Source organism: Sandarakinorhabdus rubra, assembly GCF_010994245.1.
GTDB lineage: Bacteria > Pseudomonadota > Alphaproteobacteria > Sphingomonadales > Sphingomonadaceae > Sandarakinorhabdus > Sandarakinorhabdus rubra.
The window spans coordinates 1-17,449 of record NZ_WMHO01000026.1; the positions used below are offsets into that span (position 1 = coordinate 1).

17 protein-coding genes and 1 tRNA gene are annotated in these 17,449 nt (G+C 66.7%); 14 read left to right on the plus strand and 4 right to left on the minus strand.

All coding sequences use genetic code 11. The features are described from left to right. On the plus strand, window positions 1-1,339 hold a 1,339-nt coding region (locus tag GJV64_RS03040; RefSeq protein ID WP_164155813.1), incomplete at its 5' end, for a hypothetical protein. Window positions 1,340-1,639: 300 nt separating this feature from the next. Beyond that, entirely contained in the window at window positions 1,640-2,350 is a 711-nt protein-coding gene (locus GJV64_RS03045) for a hypothetical protein (protein WP_235927572.1), read from the plus strand. Between the two features lie 4 nt (window positions 2,351-2,354). Here GJV64_RS03045 and GJV64_RS03050 read toward each other — a convergent pair whose 3' ends face one another. Next, window positions 2,355-2,822: a hypothetical protein gene (locus tag GJV64_RS03050; RefSeq protein WP_164155814.1), complete on the minus strand. Its 468-nt coding sequence runs from the start codon at window positions 2,820-2,822 to the stop codon at window positions 2,355-2,357. A gap of 11 nt (window positions 2,823-2,833) precedes the next feature. Then, window positions 2,834-4,525, minus strand: a complete 1,692-nt coding sequence (locus tag GJV64_RS03055) for a formate--tetrahydrofolate ligase (RefSeq protein WP_164155815.1) — start codon at window positions 4,523-4,525, stop codon at window positions 2,834-2,836. A 94-nt stretch (window positions 4,526-4,619) separates the two neighbouring features. Here GJV64_RS03055 and GJV64_RS03060 point away from each other — a divergent pair, with 94 nt between their 5' ends. The 10 genes from GJV64_RS03060 to GJV64_RS03100 all read left to right on the plus strand — a co-directional run bounded on the left by GJV64_RS03060 (window position 4,620) and on the right by GJV64_RS03100 (window position 14,727). After that, window positions 4,620-6,041: a cytochrome ubiquinol oxidase subunit I gene (locus tag GJV64_RS03060; protein WP_164155827.1), complete on the plus strand. Its 1,422-nt coding sequence runs from the start codon at window positions 4,620-4,622 to the stop codon at window positions 6,039-6,041. A gap of 4 nt (window positions 6,042-6,045) precedes the next feature. Continuing rightward, entirely contained in the window at window positions 6,046-7,050 is a 1,005-nt protein-coding gene (gene cydB, locus GJV64_RS03065; protein WP_164155816.1) for a cytochrome d ubiquinol oxidase subunit II, read from the plus strand. Then, window positions 7,043-7,168 carry a DUF2474 domain-containing protein gene (locus GJV64_RS15455; protein WP_205599509.1) on the plus strand — a complete coding sequence of 42 codons (126 nt, stop codon included), beginning with the start codon at window positions 7,043-7,045 and terminating at the stop codon, window positions 7,166-7,168. Before cydB ends, GJV64_RS15455 begins: the two co-directional genes overlap by 8 nt. Before the next feature lie 188 nt (window positions 7,169-7,356). Further along, complete coding sequence (locus GJV64_RS03070; RefSeq protein ID WP_164155817.1) at window positions 7,357-7,707, plus strand: superinfection immunity protein; 351 nt, start codon at window positions 7,357-7,359, stop codon at window positions 7,705-7,707. Window positions 7,708-7,815: 108 nt separating this feature from the next. Then, a tRNA-Leu gene (locus GJV64_RS03075) sits at window positions 7,816-7,900 on the plus strand. Between the two features lie 55 nt (window positions 7,901-7,955). Further along, window positions 7,956-9,539 (plus strand): trigger factor, encoded by a 1,584-nt coding sequence (gene tig / locus GJV64_RS03080; RefSeq protein ID WP_164155818.1) that lies wholly within the window; start codon window positions 7,956-7,958, stop codon window positions 9,537-9,539. 121 nt (window positions 9,540-9,660) lie between these two features. After that, on the plus strand, window positions 9,661-10,290 hold the full coding sequence (gene clpP / locus GJV64_RS03085) for an ATP-dependent Clp endopeptidase proteolytic subunit ClpP (RefSeq protein ID WP_164155819.1): 630 nt from the start codon (window positions 9,661-9,663) through the stop codon (window positions 10,288-10,290). A 245-nt stretch (window positions 10,291-10,535) separates the two neighbouring features. Next, window positions 10,536-11,786 carry an ATP-dependent Clp protease ATP-binding subunit ClpX gene (gene clpX / locus GJV64_RS03090; RefSeq protein ID WP_164155820.1) on the plus strand — a complete coding sequence of 417 codons (1,251 nt, stop codon included), beginning with the start codon at window positions 10,536-10,538 and terminating at the stop codon, window positions 11,784-11,786. Between the two features lie 213 nt (window positions 11,787-11,999). Beyond that, the gene (locus tag GJV64_RS03095) at window positions 12,000-13,202 is read left to right on the plus strand and encodes an alpha-hydroxy acid oxidase (RefSeq protein ID WP_164155821.1); all 1,203 of its coding nucleotides are present in this window, start codon (window positions 12,000-12,002) and stop codon (window positions 13,200-13,202) included. A gap of 169 nt (window positions 13,203-13,371) precedes the next feature. Next, the gene (locus GJV64_RS03100) at window positions 13,372-14,727 is read left to right on the plus strand and encodes an acetyl-CoA hydrolase/transferase family protein (protein WP_164155822.1); all 1,356 of its coding nucleotides are present in this window, start codon (window positions 13,372-13,374) and stop codon (window positions 14,725-14,727) included. Here GJV64_RS03100 and GJV64_RS03105 read toward each other — a convergent pair. Both GJV64_RS03105 and GJV64_RS03110 read right to left on the minus strand, forming a co-directional pair. After that, complete coding sequence (locus GJV64_RS03105; protein ID WP_164155823.1) at window positions 14,724-15,011, minus strand: hypothetical protein; 288 nt, start codon at window positions 15,009-15,011, stop codon at window positions 14,724-14,726. The genes GJV64_RS03100 and GJV64_RS03105 overlap by 4 nt on opposite strands. After that, window positions 15,011-16,726, minus strand: coding sequence for an alpha/beta hydrolase-fold protein (locus tag GJV64_RS03110; protein ID WP_164155824.1), 1,716 nt, complete (start codon window positions 16,724-16,726; stop codon window positions 15,011-15,013). The genes GJV64_RS03105 and GJV64_RS03110 overlap by 1 nt, the downstream gene beginning before the upstream one ends. A 172-nt stretch (window positions 16,727-16,898) precedes the next feature. Between GJV64_RS03110 and GJV64_RS03115 the strand changes: the two genes are divergently transcribed. Together GJV64_RS03115 and GJV64_RS03120 are read left to right on the plus strand one after the other, a co-directional pair. Continuing rightward, window positions 16,899-17,075: a hypothetical protein gene (locus tag GJV64_RS03115; RefSeq protein ID WP_164155825.1), complete on the plus strand. Its 177-nt coding sequence runs from the start codon at window positions 16,899-16,901 to the stop codon at window positions 17,073-17,075. Between the two features lie 90 nt (window positions 17,076-17,165). Beyond that, the coding region (locus GJV64_RS03120; RefSeq protein ID WP_205599510.1) for a hypothetical protein at window positions 17,166-17,449 on the plus strand (284 nt) is incomplete at its 3' end.

Consider the following 17,449-nt stretch of genomic DNA (forward strand, 5'->3'; position numbering starts at 1 on the left):
GCCGATGGACGGGCGCGATCGCGGCGCGGCGCTGGCGGCGCTGGATCGGGCGCAGGCGCTGAAGGCGGGCGCCTCGCCGCTGGAACAGGCGATGATCGAGGCGCTGGCCACCCGCTACAGCCGCGATGAGGCGGCCGACCGTGCTGCGCTGGATGCCGCCTATGCCGATGCCATGCTGGCGGTGGCGGCGCGCTTCCCGGGCGATGATGATGTCGCCGTGCTCGCCGCAGAGGCGGTGATGGACACGTCCCCATGGAATTACTGGCTGGCCGACGGCAAGCCGGTGGGACGCAGCGCCGAGGCAGTGCGCCTGCTGGAGGCGGTGCTGGCCCGCAGCCCCGCCCATCCGCAGGCCGCGCATCTTTATGTCCACATGATGGAGGCGGTGGCGCCCCAGAAGGCCGAGGCCGCGGCCGACCGGTTGGACAAGGCGCGGCCCGCCAGCGCCGGGCACCTTGTCCACATGCCGTCCCACATCTGGCACCGGCGCGGTCGCTATGCCGATTCCATCGCCGTCAACATCGCCGCCGCCCGGGCCGACGAGGCGTGGATCGCCACCACCGGTGACCGCGGGATGCTGCGTTATGCCTATTATCCCCACAATCTGCATTTCGTCGTCACCTCCGCGCTGATGGCAGGCGACATGGCCACCGCATCGCGCGAGGCGGCGCGGCTGGGCAGCCTGCTCGATCTCGAGACGTCGGCGGCGCTGGGCACGGTGCAGGCGGTGGACGCCGCGCCCTTCCAGGCCATGGCGATGATCGGCACGCCGGAACAGATATTGGCGATGCCGGCGCCCGATGTGCGGTTGCCGCTGGCGCTTGCCATGCGCCACTTCGCCCGCGCCACGGCCCTTGCCACGCTTTCGGACCGGGCTGGTTTCGATGCCGAGCTGGCGGCGATGGCGGCGCTGAAATCCCATCCCGGCGCCAGGACGCTGATTGATCAGGCAGTCCCGCTGCCCGATCTGATCGATGTGGCCAGTGGCGTGGCACGCGGGCGCTGGGCGATGGCGCACAGGGATTATCGCGCCGCTGCCAGCCAGTTCCGCGCCGCCGCCACCATAGCGGCGACCATCCCCTACATGGAGCCGAGCTACTGGCATTATCCGGTGAACCAGTCGCTGGGCGCGGCGCTGCACCTTGCCGGAGACCAGGCCGGGGCGATCGCCGCCTTCAAGGCCGCGCTGGTCGAGACGCCGGGCAACGGCTGGGCGCTCTATGGCCTTGCCCGCAGCGAGGCGGCCGCCGGGCACAGGCTTGAGGCCGCCGCTGCCGAGGCCGCCTTCAAGCGGGCCTGGGCCGGTGACCGGCGCTGGCTGAAGCTGGAGCGATTGTAGGCCGGGCAGGAAGGGCCGCCCCATTTGGCAGGCGCTGCCGACATATTGGCCGGCGATGCGCTTGCGCCAACGACCCCCCCACTCAATAACGTTCAGGTGAAGGTCGGTCGGTGCTGGCGCCAGGGTGCTGCCAGCTGCGTGCTTGTGGCTTGATGCTGCCTGCGTTCCCGCCCGCGGCCTGGCCGGAGATGGCGCTGTAGTTGGACATATGGTCGTGCTGTATAGTTGTGATGTGCGCCCTGGCCTGTCGTGGCACGACATCTGCCATGTCCATCCAGCTGGTCCGGAGGGAGACAGTTGATGATCGCGAACCCAACCCGTTTCACGCTCGCATTGCTGGCCGGCGCGGCCCTGCTGACGGCCTGTGGCCAGCAGGCTCCCTCGGCGGCCGATACCAGTCCCACGTCCGCCCCGCCGGAGAATGTGACGATCAAGATCGATATCCCGGCCAGTCTGGCGCCATTTGGCGACGGCTATCCCAAGGCTGGCGATCCCTGCCGACGGCTGGGCGAGAGCGCCGCCACGGCCAACTGGCTTGATGACGGCGCGGTGCTGGTGGGATGTCCCACGGCGGAATCGGCGGCCGCCGTTGGCGGGACCGTGGTGGCGAAAGTGGAGGGCGTGCGCGTCATTTCCATCCCGATGGGCGATGCCAACCAGGGCATGGCGACACCCGCCGCCACCGGCGACGCGCTGGTTGCCGGCACCGATTACAACGCCACCGCTTCGATCAAGTGCAGCTTCGATGGCAGCATGCCGTCGGGCAGCTGCCCGGTCGGTGTGAAGCGCAATTGGGGAGAAGCGGGCAGCCATCTCGTCGAGGTGAGCAAACCCGACGGCCGCAAGCGTGCCATCTTCTTCAAGGGCACCACGCCCACCGGGGCCGACAGCGCGCAATCGGATGGTTCGGCAGCCTGGAAATTCGCCTTCGAACGCCGCGGCGACGAGGTGCTGATCCGCTTCGGGCCGGAACGCTATGTCATTGTCGATGCGCTGCTGACCGGCGGCTGAGGCCTCAGGGCGGGGACGGGCACTCGGGCGCACCCGATTCCATCGCTCGTGACAGGCTCAGGCGATAGGCGATGCTGCGGCCCCGGCGCGCGGCATCGCCGGTTATCAGCACGCGCAGCCGATAGCGACCAGCCGCCGGCAGCGCGATGCTCAGGTCGGTGCCGGCCAGCCCAGCGCCAGTCACCACGGGGCGCAGGTCTGCTTCGTCGTCATTGTGCGTGACGTCGATCAGCAACGCCGGATCGGGATCGTCGGCCAGCACCCGCAGCACGGTCGGGCCGTCAACGACAAGGCCATGGACCGGCTGCGCGTAGGCGCGCACGGTCCCCGACAGCGGCTGCCGGCACTGATTGGCCGGCAGGGTTATCGCCAGTTCCTGGGCTTGCGGTGGTGGTGGAACGGCGCTCACGGCCGAGGCCGAAAGGGTTGCCACACCCGCCGCCCAGCCCATCCAGAACTGCGCCCTGATCATGTCCATGCTCCTCAGCTCAGTCCCTCTATACGGCCTTCCGCATCGAGATGGATGCCGATGGCCGACGGCACCTTGGGCAGGCCCGGCATGGTGGCGATTTCCCCACACAGCGCGACGATGAAGCCGGCGCCGGCCGCCAGCCGCAGTTCCCGCACCGGCAGATCATGGCCAAAGACCGCGCCGCGCACCTTTTCATCGGCGGTGAAGCTGTAGGGCGTCTTCGCGATGCAGACGGGGAGGTTGGACAGCCCCTCGTGGCGCAGGGCAGCGAGCTGCTTGTGAGCGGCCGGCGAGAGCGTGACATGGGCGGCGCGGTGGATGCGGGTGGCCACCGTGGTGAGCGCATCGAACACGTCGGTGCCGGTGGCATAGAGCGGCGTGAAGCGGGCCATCGGATCCGTGTTGGCATCGGCCAGTCTGGCCACGGCGTGGGCCAGGTCCTCCGCCCCGGCCGGTCCGTCGGCCCAGTGCCGGCACAGGTGGGCTTCCACCCCCAAGGCATCCCGACAATGGCTGAGCACCTGGGCCTGTTCTTCGGCCATGTCGGTGTTGAAGGCGTTGATGGCAACCGCAACCGGCAGACCCAGGCTGTGCAGATTCTCGACATGGCGGGCCAGCACTTCAAGGCCTTGCTGCAGGGCATGGGCGTCCGGTTTGCCCAGATCGGCGAGCGCCATCCCGCCGTGATATTTCAGCGCGCGCACCGTTGCCACCACCACCGCCACGGCCGGGGCGAGGCCGGCCGAGCGGCACTTGATGTGGGCGAATTTCTCGGCGCCCAGGTCTGCCCCGAAGCCGGCTTCGGTCACCGCGAACTCGCCCAGTGCCAGCGCGGCGCGGGTGGCGATCACGCTGTTACAGCCATGGGCAATGTTGGCGAACGGCCCACCGTGCACGAAGGCCGGGGTGCCGTGGATCGACTGCACCAGGTTGGGCTGCATGGCCTCCAACAGCAATGCCGCCATGGCGCCGGCCGCGCCGACATCGCCGGCGGTCACCGGATTGCCCGCCGTGTCCCGCGCCACCCGGATACGGGCAAGCCGGGCTTGAAGGTCAGCCATGTCCTCCGCCAGGCACAGGATGGCCATCACTTCGGAGGCGACGGTGATGTCGAAGCCGGTTTCGCGCAGCGGGTGGTTTCCGGTGCCAAGGCCGGACACGAGTTGCCGCAGCGCCCGGTCGTTCATGTCCATCACCCGCTTCCAGCTGATGCTGCGCGGGTTGATCGGCGCGCCCGATGGCATGGCGGTGCCGAAATGTACGGCATTGTCGATCATCGCGGCGAGCAGATTGTGCGCCGATGTAATGGCGTGGAAATCGCCGGTGAAATGGAGGTTGATCTTCTCCATCGGCACCACCTGGGCCTGGCCGCCGCCCGTGGCGCCGCCCTTGCGCCCGAACACCGGCCCCAGGCTCGGCTCCCGCAAGGCGATCACCGCCCGGCGGCCGATGCGCTTGAGGGCATCCGCCAGCCCGATGGTGGTGGTGGTCTTGCCTTCGCCGGCTGGCGTGGGGTTCACGGCCGTCACCAGCACCAGCTTGCCTTGCGGCTGCCCCGCGAGCGTTGCCAGCTTGGCCGGCGCCAGCTTGGCGATCAACTGGCCGTGTGGTTCGATTGCGGTTTCGGGAAGGCCGATGCCTTCCGCAATCTCCCGGATGGGGCGCAGTGTCGCTGCCCGTGCAATTTCAATGTCTGTCGCCATAGATTCCCGTAAGAGCCCGCTGCTGCATTTGCCTGTTTGTCCCGCGCGCCTCTACAGGGCTTGGTCCACAGCGGGAAGGAGCCAGTTGGTCACCATGTTCGACGATATGTCTGCCCTGTCGCTGGCCCGCTTCCAGTTCGCCTTCACGGTGTCCTTCCACTTCATCTTTCCGGCCTTCTCGATCGGGTTGGCCAGCTATCTCGCCGTGCTGGAAGGGCTGTGGCTGAAGACCGGGCGCGACGTCTATCTGCAGCTGTTCCGCTATTGGCTGAAAATCTTCGCCATCGCCTTTGGCATGGGCGTCGTCTCCGGCATCGTCATGGCCTATCAGTTCGGCAGCAACTGGTCGGTGTTCTCCGATCGCGCCGGGCCGGTCATCGGGCCCCTGATGGCCTATGAGGTGCTGTCGGCCTTCTTCCTGGAATCGGGCTTCCTGGGCGTCATGCTGTTCGGGCTGGACCGGGTCGGCAAGAAGCTGCACTTCCTCGCCACCTGCCTGGTGGCCTTTGGCACCACCGTTTCGGCGTTCTGGATCATCGTGGTGAACAGCTGGATGCAGACGCCGCAGGGCTATGGCATTGCGCCCAATGGGCAATTCTATGCCACCGATTGGCTGGCCGTGGTGTTCAACCCGTCCATGCCCTATCGCCTCGCCCACACGCTGCTGGGCGCGTATCTCACCACGGCGCTGGTGGTCGGCGCGGTGGGCGCCTTCCACCTGCTGAAGGACCGCAGGCTGGGCCGTGCCGCGCAGCCGGCAACCAAGATCATGTTTGCCATGGCGATGGGGATGGTGGCGGTCACGGCGCCATTGCAGATCTTTGCCGGGCACGAGCATGGCGTGAACACGCTCCAGCACCAGCCGGCCAAGATCGCCGCCATGGAAGGCCATTATGAAAGCCACGATCGCGCTGCGCCGCTGATCCTGTTCGGCGTGCCCGACGATGCGGCGCAGGTGATGCGCCACAAGGTCGAGATCCCGGCCATCGGCAGCCTGGTGCTGAAGCACAGCATCGAGGCGCCGACCACGGGCCTCGACAAGGTGGCGCCGGAGAACCGCGCCAAGGTGGCCTTTCCCTTCTATGCCTTCCGCGTGATGGTGGGCTTGGGGCTGCTAATGCTGCTGCTCGGCGGCTGGGCGGCGTTCAACGCCGTGCGCGGCAGGCTGTTCGATAATGCCTGGCACCATCGGCTGGCGCTGGCCATGGGCCCGGCCGGCTTCGTTGCGGTGCTGGCGGGGTGGATCACCACCGAAACCGGTCGCCAGCCGTTCACCGTGTTCGGCCTGATGCGCACCGCCGAAAGCGCTTCGCCGCTGGCGGCGCCGGCGGTGGCGGCCTCGCTGATCGCCTTCATCATCGTCTATTTCTTCGTGTTTGGCGTTGGCACCTGGTTCATCCTGAAGCTGATGGCGGGTGAGCCCAACCCCGGGGAGCAGGGCCCGTCGAAGGAACAGGCGGCCGATGTCGGCAGCCTGCCGCCGGATGCCCCCTTCGGCTTCCAGCTGGCGGAATGAGCCGATGCCCGGAGATCCCTTCCTGACCCTGGTGTGGGCCGGCATCATCGGCACGGCGATCTTCATCTATGTCGTCACCGATGGGTTCGATCTGGGCATCGGCATATTGTTTCCCGTGATGGCGCCGGGGGCCGAGCGCGAGACCGCGATTGCCACAATCAAGCCGGTGTGGGACGCCAACCAGACCTGGCTGGTGCTGGGCGGCGGCGGCGTGTTCGCGGCCTTCCCGCTGGCCTACGCGATCCTGATGCCGGCCGTCTATGCGCCGCTGATTGCCATGCTGCTGGGCCTCATCTTCCGCGGCGTCGCCTTCAAGTATCGCGCGCGCACCACCCGCATCTGGTTGTGGGATTTCGCCTTTTTCGGCGGGTCGACGCTGGCGGCCTTCGCGCAGGGGGTGATCCTGGGCGCCATCCTGCAGGGCGTGAAGGTCGACGGACGCAGCTATGCCGGCGGATGGTGGGACTGGCTGTCGCCCTTCTCGCTGCTCACCGGGGCCTCGGTTGTGGCAGCCTATGCGCTGCTGGGGGCCTGCTGGCTGATCTGGCGCACGGAAGGCGCCGTGCAGGACCATGCCTATCGCATGGCGTGGCGGGGTGGGGCGGCCAGCATCGCCGCCATTGCCGCGGTCAGCCTCGCGACGCCGTTCCTCAACCACGATTATTTCAGCCACTGGTTCGAGGTGCCGGGCCTCTATTATTCGGCGCCTGTGCCGATCCTGGTCGCGGTGGCCGGCATCGCCTTCATCCGGGCGCTGAAGCGGCGCGCCGAAGTGGCACCCTTCCTGCTCGCGCAGGCGCTGTTCCTGCTCACCTTCATTGGCCTGGGCATCTCGATCTTCCCGTGGGCGGTGCCCGGCCAAGTGACGATCTGGCAGGCGGCTACGGCGGCGAATGCCCAAGCGTTCATGCTGGTGGGGGTGGGCGCGCTGCTGCCGGTGATCCTGGGCTACACGGGCTATGCCTATTGGCTGTTCCGCGGCAAGGTCGGGGCAGAGGGATATGCCTAACTCTGGGCCTGAGCCATCCCGCGCCCGCCGGCTGGCCTGGTTCGTGGCGCTGTGGGGCGCCGGGGTGGCCGTTGTCGGCACGGTTGGCCTGATCCTGCGGACCTGGTTGCTGGGCTGATCCGACCGGGTAGGTTTGGGGGCCATTTGTCCACAGTCTGCATAAGCTGTGGGCACTTATTCATTTGCCTGCAGTCAACAATTCGTTAACCATGCCTTCACCAAAGGTGGTGAGTCCCCCGGGTTTGGGGGGAGGGACCGCACACCTGGCACGGTGGCCGCTGCGCGCGCCACAGCGTGGGAGGCGGTATGGTTGCAGAAGCCATCGGTGCAGACCCTTCGTTGGTGTCCACAGGCATGGTGTCCATCGCGGCATGGATCTTCGTGGCGCTGTGCGTGTTCAATTTCCTGCCGGCCATCGTCGCCTATGTCGATCGCCATCCCGATCGCCGGTTGCTGGCGGCGCTCAACATCCTGTCGCTGTTTTCCTTTGCCCTGTGGGTGGCGCTGATGGCCTGGGCCCGCGCCGGAGACAGCAGCCACCCGCTGATCCGCCGCTTTGTCGGCTCGGCGCAGGATCGGCGGCGGCTGTTCGCCTCCGTCGCGCTGCTGCTGCTTGCGGGGTCGGCCGGCACAGCGGTGGCGATGGTGGCCGTCTGAACGCTGGCGGCCTCAACGGCAAATCCGGCCGCGGGCTCGCGCATCCGTGCCTTCTCTTGCACTCGCCTCGCACGCTGCTATAGGCGGGCGCTCACCGGCCCCAAGGCTGCGGGCGTGGCGGAATTGGTAGACGCGCCGGATTTAGGTTCCGGTGTCGAAAGACGTGGGGGTTCGAGTCCCTTCGCCCGCACCAGCCGCCACTTCGCAGGCGGCCACCACAGACGATTTTCGAGAGACGGGTTTTTTCGATGCAGATTGCCGAGATCACCAACCAGGGCTTGCGCCGCGCTTATTCGCTGCTGATCCCGGCCGATGCCATTGCCGCCCGGGTCGATGCCCGCCTGGCCGAGGTGTCGAAGACCATCAAGATGCCCGGTTTCCGCCCCGGCAAGGTGCCGCCCAACCTCGTCAAGAAGATGCATGGGCCGGCCCTGCGCGGCGAGGCCCTGCAGGCGGCGCTGAACGACGGCGTCAACAAGGTGATCGCCGATCATGGCCTGCGCCCCGCCACCCAGCCGCAGGTCGACGTGGATGGCGAACTGCCGGACGATGGCGATGCCCGCTTCACCGTCTCCCTCGAGATCCTGCCGACCATCGAGGACGTGAAGATCGACGATTTGGCGCTGGAAAAGCTGGTGGTGCCGGCCGACGATGCCGCGATGGATTCAGCGCTCGCCCGCCTCGCCGAATCGGCGCAGCGCACTGAGCCGGCGCCGGCCAAGCACAAGGCCAAGCTCGGCGACACCGTGATCATCGATTTCGAAGGCAAGGTGGATGGCGTTGCCTTTGATGGCGGCAAGGGCGAGGGCATGCGCGTCAAGCTCGGCTCCGGCCAGCTCATCCCCGGCTTTGAAGACCAGCTGGTGGGCGCCAAGGCCAATGAACAGCGCACCATCAGCGTGACCTTCCCGGCCGATTACGGCGCTGCCAACCTCGCCGGCAAGCCGGCCAGCTTCGAGATCACGGTGACCGGCGTCGAAGTGCCGGCCGAGACCGTCATCGATGACGAATTTGCCAAGGGCTTCGGGATCGACAGCCTCGATGCGCTGAAGGAAATCCTGAAGGACCAGCTGGATGCCGAGCTGGGTGGCCTGTCGCGCACCTACCTGAAGCGCAAGCTGCTCGACACGCTGGCCGCGCGCCACGATTTCGACGTGCCCGAAACCATGGTCGATGCCGAGTTCGAGCAGATCTGGCAGACGCTTGAAGCCGAAGCTGCCCGCGAAGCCGATCCGGCTGCCGCCAAGGCCGAGATCGAGGCCGAGCGCGAGGATTATCGCCGCATCGCCGTGCGGCGCGTTCGCCTCGGCCTGCTGCTGTCCGAAATCGGCCAGCGCAACGGCATCACCGTCTCCCAGGCCGAGATGAACCGCCTGATTGGCCAGGAAGCCGCCCGCTATGCCCCGGCCGAACAGCAGAAGGTGGTGAAGTTCTTCCAGGAGAACGCCATGGCCGCCATGCAGCTGCGCGCGCCGCTGTATGAAGACAAGGTGGTGGACTTCCTGATCGAGAAGGCCGTCATCACCGAACGGGCGGTGACCCGCGCCGAACTGGAAGCCGCCATCGAGAGCGACGATGAAACGCCCACTGGCCACGTGCATGGTCCGGGCTGCGGCCATGATCACGATCATGATCACGCGCCCGCCAAGCCGGCCAAGAAGGCCGCCGCGAAGAAGGTGAAGGCCGAAGCGCCGGCTGCCGAAGCCGCGCCCGCCAAGGAAGCGCCGGCCAAGAAGGCGCCGGCCAAGAAGGCCGCAGCCGCTGAGGCGTCTGCAGAATCGGCCGCTGCAGCCCCGGCCAAGCCGAAGAAGGCTGCCAAGAAGGCCGACTGACGCTGCTCAGCCGGAATCGAGAAGGCCCCGCCACCCGCGCGGGGCCTTTTTGCTGTGGGCGCTTTGCCCTCTTGAACTTGGGCTGCAAACGTCCGAACTAGGCTGCACAAGGAGAGCGTTCATGATCACCCCGCAGGCTGGCCTGGTTCCCATCGTTATCGAAAGCTCGAACCGCGGTGAACGCTCGTTCGACATTTTCTCGCGCCTGCTGCGCGATCGCATCGTGTTCGTGAACGGCCCGGTGGAAGACAATATGGCCTCGCTGATCGTGGCCCAGCTGCTGTTCCTGGAATCGGAGAATCCGAAGAAGGATATCTTCATGTACATCAACTCGCCGGGCGGGGTGGTGACGGCCGGCATGGCGATCTATGACACGATGCAGTATATCCGCCCGGACGTGGCCACCGTGTGCGTGGGCCAGGCAGCCTCGATGGGCAGCTTCCTGCTCGCCGCCGGGGCGCCGGGCAAGCGCGTGGCGCTGAAATATGCCCGCATCATGGTGCACCAGCCGTCGGGCGGCGCGCAGGGCCAGGCGACCGACATCGAGATCCAGGCCCGCGAGATCCTGCGCATGCGCTCCACCATGAACGAGCTCTATGCCAAGCACACCGGCAAGGATCTCGCGACGATCGAGCATGCCATGGAGCGCGACAAGTTCATGAGCGCCGATGAAGCCAAGGAATTCGGCCTGGTGGACGCGGTCATGGAAAAGCGCCCGCAGCCGACCGAAGGCGACGCACTGGCGGCCTGATCGCCGCTGCGCGGCGCCCGCGCGGCGCCGGCAAAAGGATGGGAAAGCAACCGGCGTGGGGGCATGTCCTGCCATGCTGGCAGCAACGCGTGCCGTGGGCGACTGTCAGCCGCGGAGCCGTTTTCCTTGCCGCAAGGCGCGAATCACCGCTACACTGAGTCAGCGACGCGCGTGTGACAGGCGCCGCCGCGATCGAATGGCCGGCCCCGGAGCATGTGGGCACACCGGCGCGAGGAAGGACGGACATGACCAAGCTGGGCACGGGCGACAGCAAAGGCACGCTCTACTGCAGCTTCTGCGGCAAGAGCCAGCACGAGGTCAGGAAGCTGATCGCCGGGCCGACGGTGTTCATCTGCGATGAATGCGTGGAGCTGTGCAACGACATCATCCGCGAGGAAACCAAGACGGCGCTGGTCAAGAAGTCCGGCGACGTGCCGACCCCGCGCGAGATCTGCAAGGTGCTGGATGATTACGTGATCGGCCAATTCCAGGCCAAGCGCGTGCTCTCGGTCGCCGTCCACAACCATTACAAGCGGCTCAACCATGGCGGCAAGGGCGCCGAGGTGGAGCTTGCCAAATCGAACATCCTGCTCGTCGGCCCCACCGGCTGCGGCAAGACGCTGCTGGCCCAGACGCTGGCGCGCATCCTCGACGTGCCGTTCACCATGGCCGATGCCACCACGCTGACCGAAGCCGGTTATGTGGGCGAGGATGTGGAGAACATCATCCTGAAGCTGCTGCAAGCCAGCGACTATAATGTCGAGCGTGCGCAGCGCGGCATCGTCTACATCGATGAGATCGACAAGATCAGCCGCAAGGCGGACAATCCGTCGATCACCCGCGACGTGTCGGGCGAAGGCGTGCAGCAGGCGCTCCTGAAGATCATGGAAGGCACCACCGCCAGCGTGCCGCCGCAGGGTGGCCGCAAGCATCCGCAGCAGGAATTCCTGCAGGTCGACACCACCAACATCCTGTTCATCTGCGGCGGCGCCTTCAGCGGCCTCGATCGCATTATCGGGGACCGGCTGCAGGGCCGCTCCATCGGCTTTGGTGCACACGTGGCGGCGCCCGATGAGCGGCGCGTGGGCGAACTGCTGCGCCAGTGCGAGCCGGAAGACCTGCTGCGCTTTGGCCTCATCCCGGAATTCATCGGCCGCCTGCCGGTGATCGCCACCCTGGAAGACCTAGACGAGCCGGCGCTGGTGAAGATCCTGACCGAGCCGAAGAACGCGCTGGTCAAGCAATATGCCCGCCTGTTCGAGATGGAGGGCGTGAAGCTCACCTTCACCACCGACGCGCTCTCCGCCATCGCCAAGCGCGCCATCGAACGCAAGACCGGCGCGCGCGGCCTCAGGTCGATCATGGAAGGCATCCTGCTCGACACCATGTTCGACCTGCCAGGTCTCGAAGGCGTTGAAGAAGTCCAGGTCGACAAGGACGTCGTCGCCGGCACCAAGCCGCCCATCCGCCTGATGGTCACCGAAAAGGCCGCCTGAGCCATCCCTTCTCCCCCTGCGGGAGAGGGCTAGAGGCGCAGCGCCGGCAACGGCGCGGCGCCTTTTTCCTTGCCATGAGAGGAAAGGAAGAGGCGTCCTCCGGCGGGCAGGGGCTGAGCGACTGTCCGGCGGAGACCCCGCGTGCGGCCAGCGTTGCAATTGGCCCCTGATCCTCTAGCCTTCCAACCGGGCATGCGTCGCTCCGGGGGGGATATGGGCAAGCCAGAGACTGAATCGCGGCGGCATTTCCTGCGATTTCTGGCGGCGTCGCCGCTGCTCGCGGCGTGGCTGCCGGCGCTGGCGCAGCAGCGCGTTGCCAGCGAGGTGCTGAAGGCGAGTGACGCGCTGAACGTGTTCGAACTGGAGAGCATCGCCAGGCGCAACATTCCGCCGGCGCATTTCGGCTATCTTTCGGGTGGCGTGCTCGATGATCGCACCATTACCTCCAACCGGCAGGCATTCGATGCCTGGGGCCTGCGGGCGCGGCGGCTGATCGATGTCAGCAACGTCGATCTCTCCATCCGGCTGTTCGGCAAGCCGTTGGCGTCGCCCGTCATCCTGTCCCCAGTGTCGAGCCAGCGCGCCTTTCACCCGCACGGCGAGGCCGCTGCGGCCCGCGCCGCCGGCAAGCGCAAGGCGCTGCAGATCCTCTCCGGCCTCACCACCGTGTCGCTGGAAGACGTGATGGCGGCGCACGGCGGCGAGGTGTGGCAGCAGATCTACACGAGCAACCGGCCGGAGGCGGGCCTGAAGATTGCTGCCCGCGCCGATGCGGCGGGTGCCGGCGCGCTGGTGCTTACCGTCGATCTGGCCGGCGGCATGCGCCGCGAGACCAAGGTCATCGGCGCCCGCGCCGACACGCGGGACTGCGGCGCGTGCCACCGGCAGGGGCCGGGCTATGATTTCTCGCGCAAGAAGATGTTCGACGGCATCGACCTGGCGGGCATCTTCGCCGGACAGAGCGACAGCCTGACCTGGGACTATGTCGCCCGCCTGCGCGACGTCTCGAAAAAGCGCCTGCTGGTCAAAGGCATCATGACCGCCGAAGACGCCGCCATTGCCGTCAGGCGCGGCGTCGATGGCATCATCGTCTCCAACCATGGTGGCCGGGCGGAGGAAAGCCTCGTCGGCACGCTCGACGTGCTGCCGGAGATCGTGGCGGCGGTGAAGGGCAAGATCCCGATCCTGATCGACGGCGGCTTCCGGCGCGGGACGGACGTGTTCAAGGCGCTCGCGCTGGGCGCCACGGCGGTGTGCATCGGCCGGCCCTATTGCTGGGGCCTTGGCGCCTTTGGCGAGGAGGGCGTGAACGCCGCCCTGCGGCTGATCGACGAGGAACTGGCCTCCACGATGCGACAGACGGGAATCACGTCCATCGCCGGCATCACCAAGACCAGCCTCTCGAAGCGCAACTGACGGCGGTGTCGTTCAGCGTTTCGTGGCGGACCAGATGGCGAGGGTGCCGCAGGTCGGGCATGGGATGAAGGCGATGGCGCAAGGGTTCAGTGCCAGCGCCTGAGGCCTGGTCTGGTGCTTGCTGTTGCCGGTCTGGGGCGGCTAGGCTCTGGGGCGAAGGGGACGCGCGATGATCATGCGCAAGGCGGCGGCGCCGGCGAGGACGATAACGGCAGCCGAGGCGGCCGGGCTGGTGCGGTCGGGCATGTGGCTCGATTATGGCGGGGTGATCAGCCAGCCGGACCTGTTCGATGTGGCGCTGGGGGCGCGCATCACCGAGCTTGCCGACATCAAGATCCGCAACACGCTGTCGATGCGGCCACGCGCGGTGATGGAGGCTGATCCGGAAGGCCGCCATGTCCACATGGTGAGCCTGCACATGAGCGGGTATGACCGTGGGCTGCATGCCCAGGGGCGGTGCAGCTACACGCCGCTCAACCTGGGAGAGATCAGCGATTATTATCGCCGGTTCCTCGATCCCGTCGATATCCTGATCGTGAAGGCGCGGCCGCTGGAGGATGGCTGGTTCAACCTGGGCCCCTCCAATCTTTGGATGCGCGCGGTGATCGAGCGGGCGCGGCTGGTGATCATCGAGACCTGCGCCAGCCTGCCCCATGTCTATGGCGAGGGCAGCGCGATCCACGAGAGCGAGGTGGACTATGTGATCGAGGGCGATCACGCGCCATTGCCGGAACTGCCCAATGCCGGTGCCACGGCGGTGGACGAGGCGGTGGCCCGGCTGATCATCGGCGAGATCGAGGACGGCGCCTGCCTGCAGATCGGCATCGGCGGCATGCCCAATGCGGTGTGCAGCCTGCTGGCCCATTCCGGCATCCGGGACCTGGGCGTCCACACCGAAATGCTGACCGATGGCATTGCCGATCTCTATCGTGCCGGGCTGGTGACGGGGGCGCACAAGCGGCTCGATCCGGGCAAGGCGGTGTTCACCTTCGCCGCCGGCACGAAGCCGCTCTATGACACGATCGACCGCAATCAGGACCTGCTGTGCCTCCCGGTCGAATATACCAACAGCCCGCACATCGTGATGCAGAACCCCCGGGCGACGGCCATCAACAGCACCACGCAGATCGATCTCACCGGCCAGGCGGCCTCGGAATCGGATGGCAACCGGCATCTGACCGGCACCGGCGGCCAGGCCCAGTTCGTGCGCGGCGCCTATGCGGCCGAGCGCGGCAAATCGTTCATCTGCCTGCCCTCCACCTACGACAAGCGCGGCGAGCGGCGCAGCCGGATCGTGTTCAACCTGACACCGGGCAACATCGTCACCACCACGCGGGCGGACATGATGTACGTGGTGACCGAGTATGGCATCGTGAACCTGAAGGGCAAATCCGCCCCGGAACGTGCGCGGGCGCTGATCCAACTCGCCCATCCGGATTTTCGCGAAGGGCTGGAACGGCAGGCGCACGAAGCCCGGCTGCTGCCGCGCGGCTTCAGCTTTGTGGGCGGGGTGCGGACGGGCTAGGCCACCACCTCCCGGCAGTGCGGGCACTTGCGCCGCGGGAAGACGGTGAGGCCCTTCACCATCAGGCGCTTCGTGCAGGCCGGGCACTTGATGAAGGCGATGAAGGTGCCGTTGAGGGCCAGTGCCAGCGGCGGCAGGATCAGGCCTACAAGCGCCAGTGGCGGCGGCCATGGCAGGGCCCAGAACAGCACGGGCAGGCCCACCGCCTGGGCCATCTGGTTCCATTGCACCCGGTACAGGCCCTTCATCGGAAGCCGGGCCGCCTGTTGTGTCTCGCCGCTCATCAGTGGCGCCAGCTCGTCAGGTCAGCGCCCTTGGGCGCGGCCGCCTCGATGCGCTTCAGGATACGGTCCACATACATGGTGTGATAGCGCAGGCGGCTGATGTGGTTGGGCTGCGTGTGGTCGCCGTTCCAGCAATGCTCGGCGCGGTCGCCATAGGCGATCTCGCCAAGGAAGGGCGGATCGGCGACCTTGAGGAAATCCTCGGCCAGGTAGACGGCGTTGTTGAGGTAATAATTGTCCATGTCCCCGGCGTAGAGGAAGATCTTGTCGCGCACCTTGGGTCCCAGCGTCTTCCAGTCCCGCCGCATGATGTGGACAAGGTCGTAATTCTCGCGCCAGTAGGCCGCCACCTTGGGGTCGATCACGCCTGTGCGCTTGTCGAAGATGCGCTGGGGGTAGCCATCGGGCCCCTGCGGGGAATAGACCGCCTCCCAGATGTCATATTGCTGGCCGGACCGTGACTTGTCGCCCAGCACCAGCTCCAGCCGCTGTTCATGCTCCACCATGTAGTCGACCTGGCCCAGCCAGTTGCGATGCGCTGGCCGGTCGACCTTGCCGAACGGGCCCACCTTCCAGAAGGCGTTCTTGTCCTCATACAGGTTGATGTTGGTATACTGGCGAAAATCAATGGGATCGGGGCAGGCGGCAAAGGCGCCGTTGAAATCATCCGGGTAGAAGAGCTGCACGGCCAGCGCCTCCCAGCCGCCGGTGGAACCGCCATAGGTGAAGCGCGCCCAGCCCTGGCCAAGCCCACGGAACTTCGCCTCCAGCGCCGGCACGAACTCCTTCATGATGGCATCGCCATAGGGGCCCAGATTGGCGGAGTTCACCGCATAGCTGTCGTCATAATAGGGATTGCTGTGGTCGATCTCGACGATCAGGAAACGCGGGAAATTGTCAGAGGTCCACTTGCGATAGAAATCGAACGCCTCCTGCTGCTCGACCCGGTTGTAGCAGGGTTCGTTGAACCGCGCCGACGGCTCGCATTTCAGGTCCGGGTCGGGCGGGGAGGTGCGCCAGCCGCCGAAATCGGCCGGAAAATGCCCGTGGTTGATGATCAATGGGTAGCGCGCCTCAGGGTGACGATCGAAATCCCGCGGTACCAGGACATGGCCGCGGATGAACACGTCCGTTCCCCAGAACTTTGACAGGCGTTCCGAACGGATCTTGAAATGGCGGACATATTCGTTGTCCTTCGGCTCCTCGACCGGCGGGATCACCTTGGTCAGCGGAATGGTGACGAGCGCCTTGCTGGCCGGATCAAGCCGCAGCTTCACCGGTTCGGACAGCAGGTTGCCCGGCTCCTCGCGCCAGTTCTGCCCGGCGCCGCGCGCGGCCGGCAGCTTGACCGTGTGGCCGGTCGCAAGATGATAGGTCTGGTACTTGTGGAAAACGGCCTGCACCCAGTAATCGCCCGCTGGGACCTGGGCCATGTCGACGGCCGGATAGCCGAGCACGCCGCGCCCGATCACGGTGCTGCCGCCGGGCTTCAGCCCGTCCACGGTCACGCCGAACACCTGCGGCGCGTCCGCCCCCAGCTTCACCTGGTAGCGCGGTTCCTTCGTGCCATCTGGCGTGATGATCAGGATCACCCGGCCATCGTTCGTGGCGTCGATGCCACTGGTGGGCAGGGTCACACGAAGATTGGTGGCCGCTGCGGCGCTGGCGAGCGCCAGGGCGGCAAGGCTGGCGGCGATCGACGGCAGGCGGTTCATCGGCAGGCTCCCCGGCAATGGCCAACAGGTTATGCGCTGGCGTGCGGCCTGTCATCAGCACAGCCATCAAAGCCTGCGTTAACCAATTAATTTTGCTTCAAACATCTTTACGCAATGTGAAGATTGGGATACAAGCGGGTTATCAAAGTGTAAACGAGTGAAAGGCGTTCCCATGATCGATGCAGTTGCACAGAGCCTCGGCCAGCTGCTGGCCAGCGACGCGGCGCTGATGCTGATGAGCATGAGCTTCGGTGTTCTTCTGGGCATGCTGTGGTCGGGCCGCTCGTTCCCACGCCGTCTGCCGCGCGCCCTGGTCCGCAGCGAGCGTGTGGCTCGCCGCGAAGCCTGACGCCTTCTTCCACAGGATCGAGACGCGGCGGCGCTACCCGGCGCGCAAGGCTGCTGGGCGCTCCAGCTCTGGCCTGTTAAGCAGGGCCCAATGCGGGCCATCATTTTCATTACATTCCAGCTGCTGATCGCAGCACCGCTCGCCGCTGCCCCCAGCCTGTGTGGCCATCTGCCCGAGGCTGGGCGAGTGGCTGCAGCCGCCCCCGCAACCGCCGTGCCACCCATCCCGCGTGCCGATCGCACGCTGTTGTGTCCGCCGGGCACAAGGCTCGACCTGGCAGCACGCCCGCCCGCCTGCCGCCGCCCGGGCCAGCGCGCTGTCGAGGGCAATCCGCGTGCCGCCTGCCGCGCCAGCCTGGCGCTGGGACCGATCGC